Origin of the sequence: Bdellovibrio sp. HCB2-146 (assembly GCF_047345725.1) — a bacterium.
Lineage (GTDB): Bacteria > Bdellovibrionota > Bdellovibrionia > Bdellovibrionales > Bdellovibrionaceae > Bdellovibrio.
Genome location: NZ_JBLEQP010000001.1, coordinates 447,952 through 467,298, shown reverse-complemented (window position 1 = coordinate 467,298; position 19,347 = coordinate 447,952). Strand labels below are relative to the sequence as shown.

The window sequence follows — 19,347 nt, the reverse complement described above, 5'->3', positions numbered from 1 at the left end:
ACTAAGGGTGTAAACGACATTAAAATAGCGTCTATGAAGAGACTTGAGTTCATTACTTTGGGTGTTGGAATGTCGCTATTATTTGGCTGTCAAAGTTACCGCTATTATGACCCCCAAAAGCCTCATCATGGTCAAGAGGGCTTTCTCAATAATTACGACAATTCTCCCAAACAGAGCTTCTGGAAATGGCAGTGGGAGCGGTGGACAACAGAGAAGCCCAAAGAAGCGCCTTTCACTCCCGAAGTTTTAAAAACCGATACGACTTTTCTTAAAAACAACAAAACAGAGCCCACTCTCACGTGGATTGGACACTCAAGTTTCTTATTGCAACTCGAAGGCATGAATATCCTCACGGACCCGGTGTTTTCTGCACGCACATCTCCGGTCTCCTTTGCGGGACCAAAGCGGCAAGTCGCGCTGCCATTTCAACTGGAAGAATTACCTGCCATCGATGTCGTCGTGATTTCACACAATCACTACGATCACTTGGATCTTGCGACACTCAAAAAACTATCACAAAGACCTGACAACAAAACAATTTTCCTGGTTCCTCTTGGCAACCAAAAACTTTTGCAATCAGAAGGAATTCAAAAAGTACAGGAGTACGATTGGTGGGACCAAGTCAAAGCGGGACCTTTAAATTTTATTCTGACACCGACACAACATTGGTCCGCACGAGGACTCTTTGATAACAATGAAACTCTCTGGGGTGCTTGGTATATTCAAGGTACTACCCAAAAAGTTTTCTTCGCAGGCGACACAGGGTACTCGAAAGACTTTCAAGATGTGGCAAGCAAATTGGGTCCCGTCGATCTCGCCCTGATTCCGATCGGAGCCTATGAGCCACGCTGGTTTATGAAAAAACATCACGTGAATCCAAGTGAAGCCGTGCAAATTCATAAAGATCTTCAGGCAAAAAAATCAGTGGCCATTCACTGGGGAACTTTTCGCCTCAGCGACGAAGCCATGATCAGTCCTGCTGAAGACCTCAAGAAAAGCCTGAGTGAGCAACGTCTCTCTGAAAATGATTTTATTTTGATGAAACATGGAGAAAGAATTTCTCTGTAACAGTCACAAAAAATTAAAGGCCCGTCCTGGGCCCTTCTGTTTTTTTTAAGATTAACGTGTCTGCTTCGTTAAAAGCTATATGTCTTTTGCTGGAATTAATTGCGCTTTTTGCGTGATTGGTGACGGTGCTCTTCTTGCCAGTTTTTTCTTTCAGCAAGAGCTTGATCAATCGGCATAGCTTTCGAAGGTAACGCTTGTAAAGCCGAGCGCAATTGATTGTGCAAAGGCAAGAGGCCAATGCCTGACATCAATGCATTGGAATAGCTTTCAGAAAATGCACTCGTTGAAGCGTCTTGATTAAAGAACAATCTTTCAATTTCATGGCGAGCCACGGCCACATGTTGTTCTGTGATAAAATCAAGCTCTGTCAAAATGTCGATATCCGCCATCAATGATGTCATTTCACGCAACCATGTGTAGCGTTCTGCTGTCATCAAAGCTTGGAACCATTCAACAGGTGCCGCCTCGTAACCATTTTCGCGATCAAATTCGTGTTTTAAATTATTAAGAAGTTCTTTTTGAAGATTCCAAAGTGCCTGACGAACGGGCATAGCATGGGAACGGTGATTAGCTTCTGACATGGAGTCCTCCGAAACGAGAAAACCTGATGCTAACCGAATCAGGCGCGAGATGCACCCAAATTTAGAATGCCAAGGAGCTTTAGAAGCCCCTTGGCATTAAGAAAAGGCCCTAGCGGCATCTTCTGTATTGGATATGGTAGATCAACCCTGAAGAGATATCAGCACTGTCCACCATTGACATGGCTTGTTCGCCACGAGCGTTGGATTTCGACATCATCGACGTGTTCACGCGAAGGTTCACACTGGCACCGCAAGGAGTCCACACCATCGTTTGTGCGAGCAAATTGTCCGTCAAAGAAAAGTTATCATTTGTTGGACCCATAAACGTGCGGGAAATGCGAGGACCTTGAGAACCCGCCCAGAAGTATTCGGCGTCAAAGCGCGCCATACCGCCGCGAGGAACAAGATTGTAACCGCGGTAGTCCACTTGGAAGACTGCCACACTGTATCCGTTCGGTACTTGTACTGGAACGGAGATGTTACAGGATTTTCTGTCAACAGTTCTACCTGTCGCATGACCGGCTTCAGTGATGTAACTGTCGAACAAGATACTCACAGCCGAGTTGTCAGGGCTTAATGTCACGCTCGCAGATCCAGAAGGACAGCCAGTGCCACCGTAAGCAGGTTGACCCAGTCTTAAACTTTGCGCCTCAGCCTGCAGTGAAATTGCAGAGAGCGCGAGAATCATCAGAGATAACATTTTTCTTTTCATGGTTCCTCCTTGGGAATTTTGTTTTTAGTTTTTTTACCTTTTTAAAATTTCAATTTGTCTTAAGGATAACGGGGTGGTCGTCCAGGAGCGGGTGGACGTGGAGATCCTGGGTCCGGGGGACGAGGTCCCACTCCGCCACCGCCTGAAGGTGTGCATGTTCTCCAAGCCAATTGATAGTTTTGCGACTGCAATTGACCATCCACGCTGTCGAGCGAAATTTGCGCTGTCACTGGTGCTGACAGATTCAAATTGCGACTCATTAAGAATGTTGTGACGTAAAGAGTTTGCACGTCGTTCGCACTACAAGCGGCCCATGGTGCAACACGCGGATCGATTTGGTAACGAACATAGTAGTTGTCTGAATAAGGTCCACGGAATTCTTGCGCACGGAAACTATAGCGACCGCTATTTTCATAACCGGGGCGTTCGTTGCGGGGGCGAGAGCCATCAAAAGAATAAATCGCTTGATGTGTTGCCACAGTGCCAGCTTCAGCATACACGAAACCGCGATAGTCAGCTGACATGACAGCCATGCTCCAACCGCGTGGAACACGGAAGCTGACTTTTAGTTCGCACATCAATCGCGCAATGGGATTGTGAATTGTGGATTCAGCAACATAGTTGTCGAGTAAGAGTGAAAAAGTCGAACCGTCAGGTGAAATATTCGCACTGTAACTTCCCACCGGACATCCGCTGCCAACAGCTTGAATGTTTTCGATGCGAAGTCCGGGCGGTGCGGCTGCGAACGATTTTAACGAAATAAACGAGAGCAGCGCGATGACACGCCACGAAGTGATTCTCATAGATTGTTCCCCCAAGTAACTGGTGACATTCGTCACACATAAGCACACTAAAGCAAATTCCAAGCCACAAACTTTCAGTGACAACTTGGCTCTGATCTTTCTCGAAAATGAAAGCTCACTGAGATTTAATGAATCAAAAGTCGAAAGCTCTTGAGTTGTACGAGTGAAACGACTTGAATGCTGCTCATGAAAAAATTAATTTTTATTTCCCAATTTATTTCTGCAGGCATTTTGTCACTAGTGTCAGTTGCTGCTATAGCGACACCACCTCAAACCAACGATCGCGCGACATATAATGTTATTTTGAAAGATGCGCGCACCACGCAAGTTTCAACGCTCGAGAAAAAAATCGAAGCGTTGGATGAAAAATCACAAACTGTGAAAATCGTCGAAACAGAAACTCTTGCGGGTCACAAACCTCGTGTCACAAATTCCGAAATCGTGCTGGAAGATGTGCAAGCAGAGTATTCGGTGTTTTCCGAATGCGGTGATTACGGTGGGAACTACGAGAAAATCCTAGTGCCTGCGGGCTTGTTGGAGGTTTGCGGCATCCCGCTTAATAACGAAGAAGAAGTCGGAAAGGCCTGGTATGGACTTGTTCCATTTGGATTGGTCAAAAAGGAAGTGAAGCTTTTTGGAACCAATGTTCTAGAAACTACAGAGCTTCAGTCCTTCCAGCAGGGTCGTTAGGTCATTTATCATGCCTAAATTCCAGGCAAAGGCAGGGAATTTCTTCCCTCTAGGGCCTGGAAATCGGCTGGAAGTATTCAAAACCACAGCGTTCTGGTACAAGAATTCTATGGCAGAAAAACGCAAGTGGACATGGTGGGTAAAAACACTCCTCCTCAAGGGAGTGCTATTGTTCTTTGTCCTGAGCTTGGGACTTGTTCTGCTTTACCGTTTTGTTCCAGTTGGTTTGACTCCGCTTATGGTGATCCGCTCGGTTGAATCCGTTTGGGGTGACAAGTGGGTCGGCATCAACAAAGACTGGGTGCCTTTAGAGGATATCTCACCTTCTGTCCAGCGCGCTGTTTTGAAAGCCGAAGATTATAAATTCTTTGAGCATAACGGTTTTGACTACGAAGCCATCCAAAAAGCCTACAAGTACAATAAAACTCACACCAAGAAAAAAGGTGCGAGCACGATTTCACAACAAACTGCAAAAAATGTTTTCTTGTGGCCGAACCGCGATTGGCTTCGCAAAGGTCTGGAAGCTTACTTCACAGTTTTGATTGAGTTCGTATGGCCAAAAGATCGCATCATGGAAGTTTACCTCAATGTGATTGAACTAGGGCCTGGCGTATACGGTGTTGAAGCGGCTTCACAAAAGTTTTTTAAAAAATCAGCGAAAAATTTAAATGCGTTTGAAGCGTCTTTGATCGCCGCTGTTTTGCCAAACCCTCGTCGCTTTAAAATAGATCGTCCATCACGCTATGTGATGCATCGTCAGCGCCGAATCATGTATCGTGTCGCTCCTCCGATTCCAAAGGCTGACGCCGTTCTTTTTCAATTTTGGGATCTTAAGTTTGAGAGTGAAGACGAGAATTAATTTTTCTTGTTTCTCAACTTGATACATCGATTTCCACACTCCGTTCACAGTCATTTTCTATCCTGTCATCATGCGCACACAGCAGGGCTTATTACTTTCAAATTGAGACATCATTTTCTGCATTTCTAAGTACAGAGAATCGCTGATTTTCACGATAAGTACTATGTATCCGGGGGAGTGAAAATGACACGTCAACAGAAGCTGACATTTGGCTTTATCGCGGGACTATTGGTTCTGGGATACTTTGCCTTTCGTTCGCCCGCTTCTCAGCAAGACTTCAGCTCCCAACAAGAACCGACACAAGCTCCTTTAGCAAAACAAACTTCAGAAAATTCAAAGACAGAAAATAAAAAATCAGATTCACGCTCGATGCACAGAGCAGCGGCTTCGGAAGAAGCATCTGACGATGTCAATGAAGCACCGACGACGATGTCAGAACGTCATAGCATTCAAATGGCCAAACATGATCTGTCGCCAATAAAGAGAGATGTGTCAGTCGGCGAGTTGCGCGACTCGCAAATTGTCCAAGGTTCTTGGAAGCTTGTGACCTCGGTATTTGCAATACCTCGCGCGCAAGTCTCAGAAGATGATCGCTCGATGATGGTCGGAGAACTAAGTGGCTTTGCGCTTTTTGAATCAGGTCGTGCAGGCGTGCAAGAAGACGCCTTCACAACTGAGCGCGCACTTGTGGTCTATGATACGCGTTTGCAAGTTTTTGGGGTTATGACCGGAACACTGATTGTGTTTTTGCGCTCGGGTGCTTCGATGGAAGCCCTTGTGCAAGACCATGGCTTGCGTGTGCTCAATGCGTTTCCGGAAACGGGTACGTATTACGTGACTTCACGTGAGCAGCCTTTCAATTTATCGCAGTTAAAAAATTCTCTTGAGAGAGATTCAAGAATTAACAATGTCGAAATCGAGATTGTGAGCCGCCAATATGGTAAACGGTAAAGTACGTCTGTTGATTTTACTATTCTGTTCGGGCACGGTGCTCAGTGCTCTCTTCACGAATTGCAGTGAAGGAGGGTTTAGTGCGAGTGACCCGGGGAACACTTCAGGATTTACAGCCGGCATCGGGTCGGAGGGTGATCCTCTGACGGCTTATGCATGGCACATCAACAACACAGGACAAAAGGTCTTCGCCGCTGCGGGTGGAAAAGTCGGTAATGATTTGAATCTCGCGCAGACGTGGACCGATGGTGTTTATGGTCAAGGCGTTAAAATCTTAATTTCAGATGATGGCGTGGAAGACAACCATGAAGATCTATCTGGAAACTTTAACTACAACTATCTTTCCAAAGACTACACCCTTGCTTCTCCGTACACATCCAATCGTGCGGCACCTAAAACCGCTGACGACAGTCACGGAACTGCCGTGGCCGGATTGATTGCGGGTATGGCCGGAAACGGGAAGGGCGCCCGAGGTGTTGCACCCAAGGCGCAAATCGTTTCTTCAAATTTCCTTGCTGAAAACGTTTCGCAAACGGCGGCCATTGTTGCCGACCAAGTTCGTGGCAGTCTGGATATTTACAATATGAGTTGGGGAGGAGCGCAGAATCTGCTCAGCACTCCCATTCCAGGATTTGAAACACAAGTGCGCTTTGGTATTACGAATGGTCGCTCTGGTAAAGGTAGCATTTATGTGAAGGCCGCGGGTAATGAGTTCTTTGTCAACTGTCGCAACTCCAGCAGTGCTGAGTGCGTGGGGAACTCAAACTTTGACGCCGAAAATGCCTCGCCATTTTTTATTGTGGTGGGTGCTTTAAATGCCAAGGGTACTGCGGCCTCTTATTCATCCGGTGGATCGAATTTATGGGTTTCTTCTTTTGGTGGTGAGTTCGGTACAGATACGCCTGCGATGTTCACGACCGACCGCATGGGTTGTTCTGTAGGCTTTGCAAAAAGCACTTCGACATCGACTATTACTTTTGAAAAAGGTCAGAACGGCAACACGGGTTGCAACTACACTGCGATATTTAATGGAACTTCCTCCGCTGCGCCCGTGATGTCAGGTGCGGTGGCTTTGATGTTGTCCGTAAATCCCAATTTGACTTGGCGAGATGTGAAATACATCCTTGCAAAAACTGCCACGCAAGTGGATTTCGTGACAACGGGATCAATCACACATCCCCATGCCACTTCGGGTGTGACGTTGCCAACGGGATACGTTTGGGAGCAGGTGTGGGTGCGCAATGCTGCCGGATTTTATTTTCAAAACTGGTATGGTTTTGGTCGCGTCAATGTGGATGCGGCGGTTTCAATGGCGCGCAATTTCGTATCGCCACTAAAAGCCCTGACGGAGAGTAACTGGGCGAACTCCACAACTTTGAGTTCGGCGATTCCTGATAATTCCGCGACAGGTGTGACAAGCACAATGGCGGTCGCCGATAATATGCAAATCGAAGGCGTGCAACTGCGCGTGTGGGCGACCCACACGGATATCTCAGAACTTGCACTGGAGCTGACGTCTCCTTCGGGAACAAAAAGCATTATCGTGAACGCGCGAAATGCGATGGTGGGCCTGGCGAACTACCAAGGTGAAACTCTTTTATCAAACGCCTTTTATCAAGAAAGCTCCGCAGGAAATTGGACTCTGCGAGTGGTCGATGCCAAGAGTGGAAACTCAGGTACGCTGACTAGATGGAGCTTGAATTTCATCGGTGGCAAGTAGTCTCGTTTTGAGATGATTGACACCTGACAGCCTCTTTTACAGAAGAGGCTTCTCTAAGTGTGATAAAGTAAACGTAGAGCAGGCACGGGCTTTGAATGTTTTGAGTATAGAGGTTTATGAATATGAAAACCCTGGTCAGAATTGCACTCATTGCTTCCTTTGTTCCAAGTCTTGGATTTGGTCAGGTTCAAACCGTGGACCAGTGCTTAACCACAAGTCAGGCTCGTTCAGGGATCAGTCTTTCTAAGGCCGAGATCCGCGATCTCTGTGAAAATAATTCCGATGAAGTTGTTGATTGTGCCTTGTCACAGACTCAAGTTCGCTATTTTTCCGGCAATATAAAACAATCCATTAAGGATTGCCGCCGCCAGTTTATCTATACGACGAATTAATCTTGAATCCGCCTTTTTGGTTTGCCCGGCGCCTGTTTTCTCAGTAGTTTGGCCGCCATGCAAACAGGTCGAATTTTAGTCCTTTTCATTCTTTCAGTTTTATCAATTCAAGCAGGTGCAACTCCTGATTGGAGTGCCGAGGCCCGAAACCCTGAAAACGGTCGCCCTTATATTTTGCAGTTAACACCTGAAGAACAAAAAAACTACGAAACCCAAGGTAAACTCCACGCGCAGATTTACCCGGTCACAGTGACAGGCGTTCTCCCTCCGTATCGACCTATCAAAAAATTTATCGAAGACAAATCTTGGAACCCGCTAAAAGCGTTACTCACAAGCATTGTCCGCGGAGTCACAGGTTTTAAATCTTTTGACTCTATGCTGTCGCGATTGGGTTTGCATGAATATCCTCAAGCCAACGAAGAAGGCATCTACGGAGTTCCCTATCCCAACGGTGTTCGACCGGATTATCGCATGGGTTTTGGAATCGTTGAGCGTGATGGTGCTGATGGATTTACATTCTCGTGTGCGGCTTGCCACTCCTCTGAACTTTTCGGAAAAAAAGTTCTAGGTATGACGAACAGATTTCCGCGCGCGAATGAATTTTTCGTGAAGGCAAGTTCGATCACAGGCCACTACAATTCGTGGTTGTTCCAAAAATGGACGAAGGCCACCGATCAAGAAGCCAAGTTGATGGATGATTCTGTCGTTGCCTTGGGCCGAGTGGGTGTCAAAAATCCAATTGTCTTAGGGCTTGATACTTCACTGGCGCAAGTGGCGTTATCATTGAACCGTCGAAATGCTGACGCTTATGCAACACCTTCCGAGTCTCTGCAAAAAAATCCTCGCAAGGACGAATTCCTCGACGTGTATCCTGCGGATTCAAAACCCGCTGTGTGGTGGAATGTGAAATACAAAAACCGTTGGCTTTCTGACGGCAGCGTTATTTCTGGAAATCCGATCTTTACCAATTTGATTTGGAATGAAATCGGTCGCGGTGTCGATCTAAAGGTGTTGGAAAATTGGCTCGCTCAGAATCAAAAAGTTGTCGATGAACTGACAGCGATGGTGTTTGCTTCCGAAGCGCCACATATTACGGATTTCTTTCCAGCAGAAAAAATTGACTTGGGTCGCGCGCAATCAGGACAGTTAGTCTTTAATGTCACATGTGCCCGTTGCCATGGTCGTTATGAAAAAGCTTGGGACTTGCCAAATGCTGACTCTCTTTCTCACGCTGAAAAGTTAAAAACAGTGCGCGTGATTCCGAAAGCACGCACGCCAGTTGAAGAAGTAGGAACAGATCCTTACCGTCGCTGGGGTATGAAGTCTCTTGAGCAACTCAACAATCTTTCGATCTCTCAGAAAAATGGCATCGTGATTCAGGCTCAGGCGGGTTATGTGCCGCCACCACTTGTGGGGATTTGGGCTCGTTGGCCGTATTTCCACAATAACTCGGTTCCGAACCTTTGTGCGCTTTTGACCGATTCAAGAAAGCGTCCCACGGCTTATTATGCAGGGGAAGCGAAAGATCCAAATAAGGACTTCGACTTTGCCTGCAATGGTTATCCATTGGGGGATAAAACGCCGGCTTCTTGGAAGACAGAAGAGTTCTATTACGACACTTCTCGGCCTGGGATGAGCAATAGCGGTCACGATGAGGGGATCTTTCTTGAAAACGGCAAAGAGCTCCTGACTCGTGAAGAGAAAATAAACCTGATCCAGTTCCTGCAAACGCTCTAAATTGTCACCACTTTATCCTTTTTTCAGGGGTGGTGTTAGGCGGGACGGTTTTTCTGTATAAATAGAGCTTCTAAACTATAGGAGCTTTCCATGAAAAAGATGATCCTGACGATCGGCTTCGCTCTAACTCCGGTTTTCGCGTTTGCGGGTGAAGTTATCAATACAAAAGTAAACTGCACGACATCTTCAAATCCTCAGGTATTTACGGCTGAAGCTCAAGAATACCAATCCAGCTATATCCAACTTAAAGAATACCAATTGTGGCCATTGAATGTAGGCGGTCAAAAGAATCTTTTGATCTCTAAAGATTCAAAAAAAGGGACTTATGCTTACCTGACTTTAGGTGATTCAAAGTCTTCTTCGGTGTTTGTCTCTTTACCTTTGGAAAACGGTGATGTTCAAAACTGCATCGTTTTGATGACTAAGGTGAAGGGCGAAAAACCTTATATTTGGGAGCCTGGAACTCCTATCCAGTACTAAGTCGTTTCCTAAAAGGGCGTTAAGAGCGCCCTTTTTGTTGTCTTTTCAATAGGTTAACGCATATTTCTGCAAGTCTTTGACAGCAAGGCCTTCTGTTCGATATCGTAGGTCCCATCTATGGATCCTGACCCCGCGTCCTTTAAATATAATTCCCGGAGAACATTGTGATTGAACTCATTGTCGTGCTGATTTGCTTGGCACTCAATGCCATTTTTTCTGCCGCTGAAATGGCATTCGTGAGCGTGAACCGCATTGATCTTCGTAAGCTTGCCGATAAGGGTGATAAGCGTGCGTTGACGTTATTGCGATTGCGCTTAGCCCCTGAAAGAACTCTTTCCGTTTTGCAGATTGGTATCACGCTGGTTGGTGCGATCTCTGCTGCCGTTGGTGGTGTGGGCGCTGAAGAAAGCCTTTCGCCCTATTTTGAACAACAGTTTGGTATTCGTGAAAGCATCGCAGAAGCCATTTCGATCTTGCTTATCGTAGTTCCGATCACAGCTGCAAGCGTGGTGATTGGTGAGCTTGTCCCAAAAAGTTTGGCTCTTCGTAATTCGCGAAAAATTGCGTTGATCGCGGCGCCCGGACTTTATCTTTTCGATAAAGTTTTAGCACCAGTGGTAGACATCTTAGAAGGCATCACTCATAAAATCGTGAAGCTCTTTCAGCGCGGACCTGCGACAAATTTGCCGGAGGTGGCGCACGAAGAAACTTCCATCAGCATTGATTCACTTTCCAAGGTACACAAACAGTTCGTTTTAAATTTGGTGAATATCGAATCAAAAACGGCTGAAGACATCATGGTTGACTGGGAATCTGTTGTCACTGTTGATATCGATCAGCCAGTCAGTGAAATTCTCACCAAAGTCGTCAGCTCGGGTCACACCCGTATTCCAGTGATGGGTGGAGAGAATAAAGTTGCCGGCCTTTTACACACCAAAGAATTTATTGCCTTGGTGGGAAGTGGTGATTCTCATTGGCCGACCATCATTCGTCCGATTATCCGTGTGGATGAAGACGATGATGCTCTTAAAGTTTTAAAGATCATGCAGGAAGTGAAAAGCCATTTGGCCTTAGTCACTAAAGAAGACAAGGTTCTGGGGATTGTGACTCTTGAGGATATCATCGAAGAAATTATCGGTGAAATTTCCGATGAAGACGATGACGGCTTGATGAAGCGCCTTTTACTGACGAGATCGCGCCGCCGTCGTTGATGTCAACGGGCCTAAAATCAAAGAAGTAATCAGAGCTAAAGCGATGAGGCTTGTAAAAAGAGTCTCGTCGATAAGTCCTTGCTGCAGGGCTGTTGATGCCAGCAAAATTTCCATCGCGCCACGAGCATTTAGTGAAAAACTCACCAGGATCCGTGACGGTCGATCCATTTTTAGAAATCCCGACGCGACATAAGATCCAACGAACTTACCGACGGTCGCAATTACTAAAATAGTCAGCGCCTGCTGCCAATGAAAGTGCTCGGTCATTTTGATTTTCCAACCGATGCCGATAAAGAAAATCGGAGCAAAGACGTATTTGCTGATGGCGAAAATACCGTGGCGCATTTTATCAGTGATCTGTCGAAGATCCGCAATTGCAAGACCAATGAAAAAGCAAAAGACCGGCACATGGCTGTTAAGCCAAGCTTCTTGTGTTTTTGTTTCCAGAAGAAAGGTAAAAGCGACCCAGACGATAATGTCACAGATCGTGGCTGAGGCGACGATCAAGCTGCCGACAGGTGTATTGTAAAGTTTGATCTCTTGCAGATACTGAATGATAACGGGGAGTGCAGAAACGGAGAGGGCGATTGCAAAAAAGAGGGCACTCTTAAATGTGTTTTCAGGAAGAACAAAACCCGCTAAACACAAGCCCATCACAAAAGGCAAAAGAAATGATCCTGCCGACAGGATCAATGCTGGCTTCATTTGCACGCTTACTTTTTTAAAACTCAGCTCAAGTCCCGCCACGAATAAAAATCCGCAGGCCGCGATTTGTTGCAAAGTCGGAGCAAACGATGGAAGTTGCAATCCGAAACCACTGGCACCTAAAACTAAACCCAGAACGAGAAATAAAAAGAGTTTCACTTACGAGACTTTCTCCAAGCGAAGAAAATCAAAGTAAAGGCCGAAGTTCCCAGAGCTAGGCCTAAATAGATTTTATTTTCCAGCGAAGGATCATCGGAAGATTTGATTCCGAAATAATAAACAATCGTCTTGAGGATAATCATCGACTGAATCACGACCCAAATATATGGCCACATTTCACGGCGAATTTGTTGCTGTTCCGTGAGAACAGCTGGCGGTTTTTGGTTTTGGCCTTTGAAGCCCCAGTGACCGGAACGGTGATAGTCGGTTAAAATCTCGGTCCAAGCATCGCGCACGACCGAGAATTCAATAGGCCCTGAGCTCGCTGCTAATTTTGTTGCAAGCTTTTCGTAAGCCATGTTCGTGATTTTTTCAAAGTCTTCAAAAGAATAATAAAGGCCTGAAGGAGGAGTAAAATCGATTTTGAGATTTTTCTCGATCTCTTTTAAATAGCTTTGTGCTTCTTTAGTAAATTGAAAGTCTTCTAAGAGTGGGTTCATGCGCTCTTTCTAGAAATGCGAAGAACGCGTGTGCAGTTCTGGCAAATCTCCGAAAGTGGCCATTGAAGTTCTGCTCTTTTAATCGCGACTTCTTTTTGGCAATGAGGACAGGTGCTTCTGCCACCTAAGACTTGTCCGTCTGATTTAGAAGAGCGGTAAGCAAAGAAAATTCCTAGAAAGAAAAACAGGGGAACCAAAACAAAATGAAATACAGGAATAAGAACTGAAACAAGTGCAATAGCCCAGAAGAGAGCCAGCTTTTTTAATGACTGTTGCAATTTCTCGCGGGGACTAAAGAGATGAACCTCGAGGAAGCCTTCTGTATTGCGATCGTCCCCGACATTGGCAATCGTGGGAATTTTAAGGTCGGATATCGCGTCAGACATAGGGCAGTTTCTCTCCTTTGACTCTTATAAAAGCTCCTGTTTTTTATCAAAGTCAATAAACTGCCCCGCATAATCAGCTAGTGAGTCGTTTTTTTACGACGCGAAGAAGAAGAGGATGAACTTTTTTTCTTACCCTTTGCTCCGCCGGTTTCTTTGTTCACGGTGGCCCAGGCAATACGAGCGGCTTTCTTACGAGAAGCACCTTCTTTTTCATAGCCTTCTTCGATATGGCGGGCCATACGTTTTTGTTTTGGCGAATAGCTTTCTTTACTTCCACGAGGCATGTATATTCTCCTTGTTGGGTTGAATGGCATTGAGCCGTAAGATTTCCTTTTATTTGAGCACCCGATGGAAAACACTGACTATAAAAATCCGCGTTTCTTCAGGAATACATAATCCCTCTCAGTTGTCTGACGTCCATCATATTTCTAGTGCAACGAACGACGATGGAAGAGAACCGAGACAAAATATCTTTTATGATCAAAGAGAAAGGACAGAGCTTTCAGACTCGTGTCTTTGACGAGGTTTTCAATGTCCTCGACAGAAAATTTATACGAAAGTTCAGTGTGAATCATTTCATCTTGTTGGAAGTGGATTTCCAGATTGAGATCTTCGAAGTAAACAGTCTGTTCCTTTAAAGACAGCAAATAGCTTTCCATCGCTCCTAATCCCGGATTGTAGATTTCAACATGCTTGAAATTTTCGATGTTAAAGTTGGCACCATACTCACGATTCAAGCGTAACAAAAGATTGAGATTGAATTCGGCGGTGAGGCCTTGGCTATCATTGTAGGCTTTGTACAAAATTCTTTCTGCTTTTTTTAAGTCGAAACCCACGAGTAAAAAATCTCCGTCTTTCATCTTGTGAGAAAGTTTCTCAAGGAATAAGGACGCCTGAGAAGGCGAGAAGTTTCCGATCGAAGATCCTAAGAACAAGAAGATATTGCTTTCTTGGCTGGGAATGTCGAGTTCTTCTAAGCTTGTCGTGTAATCAGCGATGACCAAGTGAGGCTCTAAGTCTGGAAAACTTTTTTCGAGATTGGCCTCTAGTTCCTCCAGTGCTTTTTTTGAAATATCGTAAGCGTAGTAACTTCTGAAATTTGGACGAGTCATAGCTTTTTTAATAAGAAGAGAAGCCTTGCTGCCGTCTCCCGCACCCAATTCAATGAGGTTAAAGGGGCGATTCTCCATCTGATCTAAAATAAAATCCGCATTCTTTCTCAAAATCTCTTTTTCGCATGTGGTGAGATAATATTCCGGTGCTTCGGTGATCTTACGGAAGAGGGCTGTTCCGTTGTCATCGTAAAACAATTTCGACGGAAGTCGCTTTTGGGCAGCGGTAAGGCCTGTGACAATTTCTAAAGTGGAATTTACATCCATATCAATCCTCCGTAAGTCGAATGCCCGTAAAGGCCCATTTTTTGTCAGGGTAAAAGAAGTTTCGATAAGTCAGTCGCAAGTGATGTGCGGGTGTCCACGCACTGCCTCCGCGCAGTACCATTTGATTCACCATGAACTTCGAATTGTATTCTCCAAGCGGTCCGTCGTGCCATTGATGACCGGGATAAGGAAGATAAGCGCTACTGGTCCACTGCCAAAGACAATCAGTGAGGTCTTTAAAGGCGTGTCCTTGAGTTTTTGCAGCATGCTCCCATTCGGCTTCCGTCGGAAGTCGCTTTCCCGCAAAGCGAGCAAAGGCGCTGGCTTCATAATAGTTCACGTGGCAAACAGCTTTGTCCTTGTTGAGTTCTTTTAATCCGTTAAAGTCATACTCCCACCAAGTTCCATCGCGATAGACCCAGTAGAGCGGATGCGTATGCCGAGAGTTTTGCACCCAATCCCACCCATCAGATAACCAATATGAAGGCTCGGTGTAACCACCACATTCGATGAAATCCAAATATTCTAAATTGGTGACGAGAGACTGGCGCATTTTATAGGGCCGCAAATAGTGCATGTGGGACGGACTCTCATTATCGAAAGCAAAGCTGCCACCGGGGTGGCCGATCTCAACAAGTCCACCTTCAAAGGAGACGTAGTTTTTTGTATCGGTCAGAGTTGCGGCCTGAGCAATGCCCCAGTACTTTTGTGGTTGGTACTGGCGAAATAAAATACTTTTGATGTCTTGATACAGCAGTTCCTGGTGTTGCTGTTCGTGATGAATACCCAACTCGACAAGTTCCAGTGGTACGATGTTCATCTGCAAAAGGTCGATCATCGCTTGGTCGACATACTTTCGATACTCATGAATTTCACTGACACTTGGTCGAGAGAGAAATCCTCGTTCGGACTGTTTCCAGTGTGAGCCCATTTTTTTATAGTAAGAATTAAATACCTGATGAAGGTCTTTATTAAAACTGTAATACCCGGGCAAGTACTTCTCTAAAAGGAATGTTTCAAAAAACCACGTCGTATGACCGAGATGCCATTTGGGTGGAGAAACCTCGGGCGAAGGTTGAATGCAGCAGTCCTCGACAAAAAGAGGTGCTGTAATCAGACCGGTCAGGGTTCTGGTTTTTTGATAGTGCTCCGACAAATGGGGCATTTCAATCCTCGTTTCTAATTTTCAGGATGAATGTGAAAACACCGTTTTGCCAAGTATGGCCTCGGCAGCAGCACGTAATACATATCACTGTTATGTGACTCAGCATGGTGTTCGACAATTAGGCCAGTGTCCCGTGCTTGAAAACATCGGGAACTCATAGAGGGGGAGGAGTATGCTGAGGGCGTAAACGTAAAGGGAGGAGTTATGAAAATGAAAAATAAGGAGCTTATTTTGATTTTGAGTCCCTTCTTTCTGTTTATGGGAAACCTGTATGCCGGTACTGGATACGGCACGGATTCTGGAACGGGGAGAGCGGCTGTGACTGCTGATGCGCAAAAGGATTCATCGCAACGTGATACTGAAATCACGCGCAGAGTTCGCGAACGTATTATGCAAGATGCAAATCTCTCAACATCAGCGAAGAACATCACCATTGTGACGAAGGGAGGCCAAGTAACACTGTCAGGAGGTGTGACCAACGCGGATGAAAAAAAACGCGTGGAAGAACTTGCTAAAAGTGTAACTGGCGAGGCCCCAGTTTCAAATCAAACAGTTATTTCTAGATAACAGGAGGATGTTATGGATAAAAAAGGTAGAAAGGTGGTCTTTGGTATTTTCGAAGAACGCCTGAATCTTGAAAGATGCGTTGATACTTTACGCCAAGAAGGCTTCCGTAGTTCCGATGTTTCAGTCCTTATGCCTGATAAAGGTGATACGATTAGTTTCGGTCATCAAAAAGGCACGAAAGCACCAGAAGGTGTCGCAATTGGTACTGGAACAGGTGCGGTTGTCGGTGGGGCTTTAGGTTGGCTTGTTGGTATCGGTGCAATTGCCACGATTCCAGCCCTTGGACCTCTTGTAGCAGCAGGGCCTATCATGAGTGCTCTTGCTGGTATTGGTGTGGGGGGCGCTGTCGGTGGCTTAAGTGGAGCGCTTATTGGTATGGGCATTCCTGAATACGAAGCCAAACGCTATGAAAAATTCGTCAAAGACGGCGGGATTTTACTCTCTGTGCACGTCGATGATAAAGAATGGGCGGATCGTGCTGAGCATATCTTAAAAGACACAGGTGCTCGTGATGTCTCTCGAACTATGGAGGTCTCACAACGAACACCACCTAAAGATACGAACTATCATCCAAACCCTTAAATGAACGAACGGCCAAGCGATGCTTGGCCGTTTCGAATCTCACTCAGTTTTCATTCTCAAGAGTCAATCGCTTAGGAGTCTTAAAGACACTTTCATTGTGTTTTTGTAAAATACTTGTTATAGCAAGTATTAACGCTTGAGGTGTTGAAATGTCTTCCGTCCAAACGTCTCCTTCTGTTTTCTTCCGTCTCTCTTCTCAGTCCCCGAAAGTGCAAAAGGCACTTGAAATGTGGGAACAAAAACTTTCTCCCAAACAACGAACGTGGATCAGCATTGGTTTTGTCGCATTTGTGATTCTTGCAAGTTTTGCAACTTATCGCATGATGTGGTTTGAAAGCACCGATGACTCTTTCGTCAAAGCGCGCGTGCATGTGGTGAGTGCGCGAATCTCAGGAACAGTGACGGAAATTTTGGTGAAAGAAAATCAGAAAGTCAAAAAAGGCGATGTGCTTTTGAAATTAGACTCCCGTGATTATGAAGTCGCGATTAAAGCGGCGCAAGCCAACTACAGCAAGGCTCATAAAGATTTGGGACGCTTCAAGGGCTATCTGGATCAGTTAGGGCCGACAGATCGCCCGGTGTTTGATCAATACCAAGCAAGCGCGCTCGTGACAGAAGCTGAATTAACAAAAGCGCAACTGCAGTATGAATACACATCAGTTGTCGCAGCGGAAGATGGCACCGTTGGTAAACGCAGTGTTGAGACGGGTGAACAAATTCAAGCAGGCCAAGCGCTGATGCCGTTGGTAGAGCCAGAACCTTGGATTGAGGCGAACTTTAAAGAAAATCAAGTCGCTCATATCCGTCCTGGGCAAGAAGTTCATATCAAGGTCGATTCCATTCCTGAGCAATCATTTGAAGGACATGTAGAAAGTATTGCGCCTGGATCGGGTTCGACATTTTCGTTGCTGCCTCCTGACAATGCGACGGGGAATTTTACGAAGATCGTACAAAGAATCCCGGTCAAAATTGTGTTCGATAAAAAATCAATTAAAGGATTTGAAGATCGCCTGATCACCGGCATGTCGACAGAAGTTCGAGTTAAAGTCCGCTAAGGTTATTTATGACACAAGATCAACATCTCCAAGCTGAAGCCCCTATGACCTTTCGGGCCTGGGTGGCGGTTTTTGGAGCGATTCTCGGCGCCTTTATGGCGGTTCTCGATATTCAAATCACCAATGCCTCTATCAAAGAAATCACCGGTGGTTTGGGTGCCACAATCGAAGAAGCATCGTGGATTTCGACAGCTTATCTAGTTGCAGAGATTGTGATTATTCCGATCAGCGGTTGGCTGACACGCATGTTATCGTTACGAACTTATCTAACATGGACGTCGAGTCTGTTTTTATTTTTCTCGGTATGCTGTGCTTTATCGTGGAACTTGGAGAGCATGATTGTTTTCCGTGCTTTGCAAGGTCTGACGGGAGGCGCCCTGATTCCTCTCGCCTTTCAGGTGATCTTGTCCCTGCCGCCGTCAAAGCGCACTGTGGGATTGGCACTTTTCAGCGTCACAGCAACTTTTGCTCCGGCAATTGGTCCGACAGTTGGCGGGTATCTGACACAAGCCTTCCATTGGTCCGTTGTGTTCTATATGAACTTGATTCCGGGTGCGTTCTTGATGTTTGCGATCATCTACGGAATCGACAAAGAAAAGAAAAATCTCGATCTCTTAAAGCAACTCGACATCTGGGGGATTCTTTCGATGGCGATTGGCCTTTCTTCATTGACGATATTCTTAGAAGAAGGGGAAAGAGAAGACTGGTTTAGTTCGAATTTTATTCTTGTTTTGGCCCTGACGTCGCTGGTCTTTTTGATCAGCTTTGTTTGGATCGAACTGAAAACTAAAAATCCATTTATCAACTTGCGACTCTTGGTGCGAAAGAATTTTGGTTTTGGTTGCTTGGTGAACTTTGTTGTAGGCCTTGCGATGTATGGAGCGCTTTACCTGCTGCCACTTTATCTGTCATCAATTCAAAGCTACAACTCTGTCGATATCGGCAAAACAATGATGTGGGCTGGTTTACCACAGCTGTTTATCATTCCTTTTGTGCCGAAGTTATTAAAACGTTTTGATGCTCGTGTGCTTGCTTTTGTGGGAATTAATATTTTTGCTTTCAGTTGTTACATGAACAGCCATCTGACTTCGTTAGTCGGTTACGATCAACTGATGTGGTCGCAAATCGTGCGCGCTATGGGGCAACCGCTTTTGATGATTCCACTTTCGACAATCACGACAGGCCTTATAGAAAAATCCCAGGCCGGTTCAGCGTCAGGTCTGTTCAATATGCTTCGCAACCTCGGTGGCTCCGTCGGCATTGCCGTTTTATCAACGCTGATGAGTGTCCGTGAAAAATTCCATTCGGCAAAACTTGTCGAAGGTGTGACGATTTACTCACACGAAACAGTTGAACGATTGGCGATGTACAAAAAACTTTTTATCGCCAAAGGCTTCGACGTTGCCACAGCTTCCGACAAGGCATTAGCCGCACTTGACGTCACGATCCGCAAGCAAGCCCATGTGATGAGTTTCAATGACTGCTTCCTCTTCGTCTGCGGCGCCCTTATCGCAAGCTCCCTCTTGCTCCTCCTCTGCGACAAAGTCCAAAGCCCCACAGGTCCCAGCGACGCCCACTAAAATGCCAGGTGAGGCGAGCGATTGTTTTCTTTTGAAACGCGTTTGTATTTTTTAAGTAAGCGCGT

At 45.7% G+C, this 19,347-nt stretch carries 22 protein-coding genes; 13 read left to right on the top strand and 9 right to left on the bottom strand.

The window, feature by feature from the left end; all coding sequences use genetic code 11:
- Positions 1-33: 33 nt before the first annotated feature.
- A complete protein-coding gene (locus tag ACLWOR_RS02300; RefSeq protein ID WP_413939051.1) occupies positions 34-1,068 on the top strand; it encodes an MBL fold metallo-hydrolase in 1,035 nt (344 codons plus the stop codon).
- Between the two features lie 95 nt (positions 1,069-1,163).
- On the opposite strand, the gene ACLWOR_RS02295 is transcribed toward ACLWOR_RS02300, so the two are convergent.
- The 3 genes from ACLWOR_RS02295 to ACLWOR_RS02285 form a co-directional block, all read right to left on the bottom strand.
- Positions 1,164-1,649 (bottom strand): hypothetical protein, encoded by a 486-nt coding sequence (locus ACLWOR_RS02295; protein WP_413939050.1) that lies wholly within the window; start codon positions 1,647-1,649, stop codon positions 1,164-1,166.
- 109 nt (positions 1,650-1,758) lie between these two features.
- Positions 1,759-2,361, bottom strand: coding sequence for a DUF4360 domain-containing protein (locus tag ACLWOR_RS02290; RefSeq protein ID WP_413939049.1), 603 nt, complete (start codon positions 2,359-2,361; stop codon positions 1,759-1,761).
- 59 nt (positions 2,362-2,420) lie between these two features.
- Positions 2,421-3,164 carry a DUF4360 domain-containing protein gene (locus ACLWOR_RS02285; protein WP_413939048.1) on the bottom strand — a complete coding sequence of 248 codons (744 nt, stop codon included), beginning with the start codon at positions 3,162-3,164 and terminating at the stop codon, positions 2,421-2,423.
- Positions 3,165-3,350: 186 nt separating this feature from the next.
- Between ACLWOR_RS02285 and ACLWOR_RS02280 the strand changes: the two genes are divergently transcribed.
- The 8 genes from ACLWOR_RS02280 (at position 3,351) to ACLWOR_RS02245 (ending at position 11,204) form a co-directional block, all read left to right on the top strand.
- Complete coding sequence (locus ACLWOR_RS02280; protein WP_413939047.1) at positions 3,351-3,854, top strand: hypothetical protein; 504 nt, start codon at positions 3,351-3,353, stop codon at positions 3,852-3,854.
- Positions 3,855-3,963: 109 nt separating this feature from the next.
- The gene (mtgA, locus tag ACLWOR_RS02275; protein WP_413939046.1) at positions 3,964-4,713 is read left to right on the top strand and encodes a monofunctional biosynthetic peptidoglycan transglycosylase; all 750 of its coding nucleotides are present in this window, start codon (positions 3,964-3,966) and stop codon (positions 4,711-4,713) included.
- 183 nt (positions 4,714-4,896) lie between these two features.
- Positions 4,897-5,664, top strand: coding sequence for a hypothetical protein (locus ACLWOR_RS02270; protein WP_413939045.1), 768 nt, complete (start codon positions 4,897-4,899; stop codon positions 5,662-5,664).
- Positions 5,651-7,384, top strand: a complete 1,734-nt coding sequence (locus ACLWOR_RS02265) for a S8 family serine peptidase (protein ID WP_413939044.1) — start codon at positions 5,651-5,653, stop codon at positions 7,382-7,384. The genes ACLWOR_RS02270 and ACLWOR_RS02265 overlap by 14 nt, the downstream gene beginning before the upstream one ends.
- A gap of 116 nt (positions 7,385-7,500) precedes the next feature.
- Entirely contained in the window at positions 7,501-7,776 is a 276-nt protein-coding gene (locus ACLWOR_RS02260) for a hypothetical protein (RefSeq protein ID WP_413939043.1), read from the top strand.
- 57 nt (positions 7,777-7,833) lie between these two features.
- Positions 7,834-9,513 (top strand): hypothetical protein, encoded by a 1,680-nt coding sequence (locus tag ACLWOR_RS02255; protein ID WP_413939042.1) that lies wholly within the window; start codon positions 7,834-7,836, stop codon positions 9,511-9,513.
- 90 nt (positions 9,514-9,603) lie between these two features.
- Positions 9,604-9,993: a hypothetical protein gene (locus tag ACLWOR_RS02250; protein WP_413939041.1), complete on the top strand. Its 390-nt coding sequence runs from the start codon at positions 9,604-9,606 to the stop codon at positions 9,991-9,993.
- A gap of 164 nt (positions 9,994-10,157) precedes the next feature.
- Positions 10,158-11,204: a hemolysin family protein gene (locus ACLWOR_RS02245; RefSeq protein ID WP_413939040.1), complete on the top strand. Its 1,047-nt coding sequence runs from the start codon at positions 10,158-10,160 to the stop codon at positions 11,202-11,204.
- Here the strand turns inward: ACLWOR_RS02245 and ACLWOR_RS02240 are convergent.
- The 6 genes from ACLWOR_RS02240 to egtB form a co-directional block, all read right to left on the bottom strand.
- On the bottom strand, positions 11,175-12,068 hold the full coding sequence (locus ACLWOR_RS02240) for a cation:proton antiporter (RefSeq protein ID WP_413939039.1): 894 nt from the start codon (positions 12,066-12,068) through the stop codon (positions 11,175-11,177). The genes ACLWOR_RS02245 and ACLWOR_RS02240 overlap by 30 nt on opposite strands.
- Positions 12,065-12,568, bottom strand: a complete 504-nt coding sequence (locus ACLWOR_RS02235; protein ID WP_413939038.1) for a hypothetical protein — start codon at positions 12,566-12,568, stop codon at positions 12,065-12,067. Before ACLWOR_RS02235 ends, ACLWOR_RS02240 begins: the two co-directional genes overlap by 4 nt.
- Positions 12,565-12,954, bottom strand: a complete 390-nt coding sequence (locus ACLWOR_RS02230; RefSeq protein ID WP_413939037.1) for a hypothetical protein — start codon at positions 12,952-12,954, stop codon at positions 12,565-12,567. The genes ACLWOR_RS02235 and ACLWOR_RS02230 overlap by 4 nt, the downstream gene beginning before the upstream one ends.
- Before the next feature lie 77 nt (positions 12,955-13,031).
- Positions 13,032-13,238, bottom strand: coding sequence for a hypothetical protein (locus ACLWOR_RS02225; RefSeq protein WP_413939036.1), 207 nt, complete (start codon positions 13,236-13,238; stop codon positions 13,032-13,034).
- A 144-nt stretch (positions 13,239-13,382) separates the two neighbouring features.
- Positions 13,383-14,333: an L-histidine N(alpha)-methyltransferase gene (egtD, locus tag ACLWOR_RS02220; RefSeq protein WP_413939035.1), complete on the bottom strand. Its 951-nt coding sequence runs from the start codon at positions 14,331-14,333 to the stop codon at positions 13,383-13,385.
- Position 14,334: 1 nt separating this feature from the next.
- Positions 14,335-15,498: an ergothioneine biosynthesis protein EgtB gene (gene egtB / locus ACLWOR_RS02215; RefSeq protein ID WP_413939034.1), complete on the bottom strand. Its 1,164-nt coding sequence runs from the start codon at positions 15,496-15,498 to the stop codon at positions 14,335-14,337.
- Positions 15,499-15,702: 204 nt separating this feature from the next.
- On the opposite strand from egtB, the gene ACLWOR_RS02210 reads away from it, so the two are divergent.
- The 4 genes from ACLWOR_RS02210 (at position 15,703) to ACLWOR_RS02195 (ending at position 19,282) form a co-directional block, all read left to right on the top strand.
- The gene (locus tag ACLWOR_RS02210; protein ID WP_413939033.1) at positions 15,703-16,065 is read left to right on the top strand and encodes a BON domain-containing protein; all 363 of its coding nucleotides are present in this window, start codon (positions 15,703-15,705) and stop codon (positions 16,063-16,065) included.
- A gap of 12 nt (positions 16,066-16,077) precedes the next feature.
- Positions 16,078-16,647 (top strand): DUF3341 domain-containing protein, encoded by a 570-nt coding sequence (locus ACLWOR_RS02205; protein WP_413939032.1) that lies wholly within the window; start codon positions 16,078-16,080, stop codon positions 16,645-16,647.
- Between the two features lie 149 nt (positions 16,648-16,796).
- On the top strand, positions 16,797-17,702 hold the full coding sequence (locus ACLWOR_RS02200; RefSeq protein WP_413939031.1) for an HlyD family secretion protein: 906 nt from the start codon (positions 16,797-16,799) through the stop codon (positions 17,700-17,702).
- Between the two features lie 8 nt (positions 17,703-17,710).
- Positions 17,711-19,282 (top strand): DHA2 family efflux MFS transporter permease subunit, encoded by a 1,572-nt coding sequence (locus ACLWOR_RS02195; protein WP_413939030.1) that lies wholly within the window; start codon positions 17,711-17,713, stop codon positions 19,280-19,282.
- The last annotated feature ends 65 nt before the right edge of the window (positions 19,283-19,347 follow it).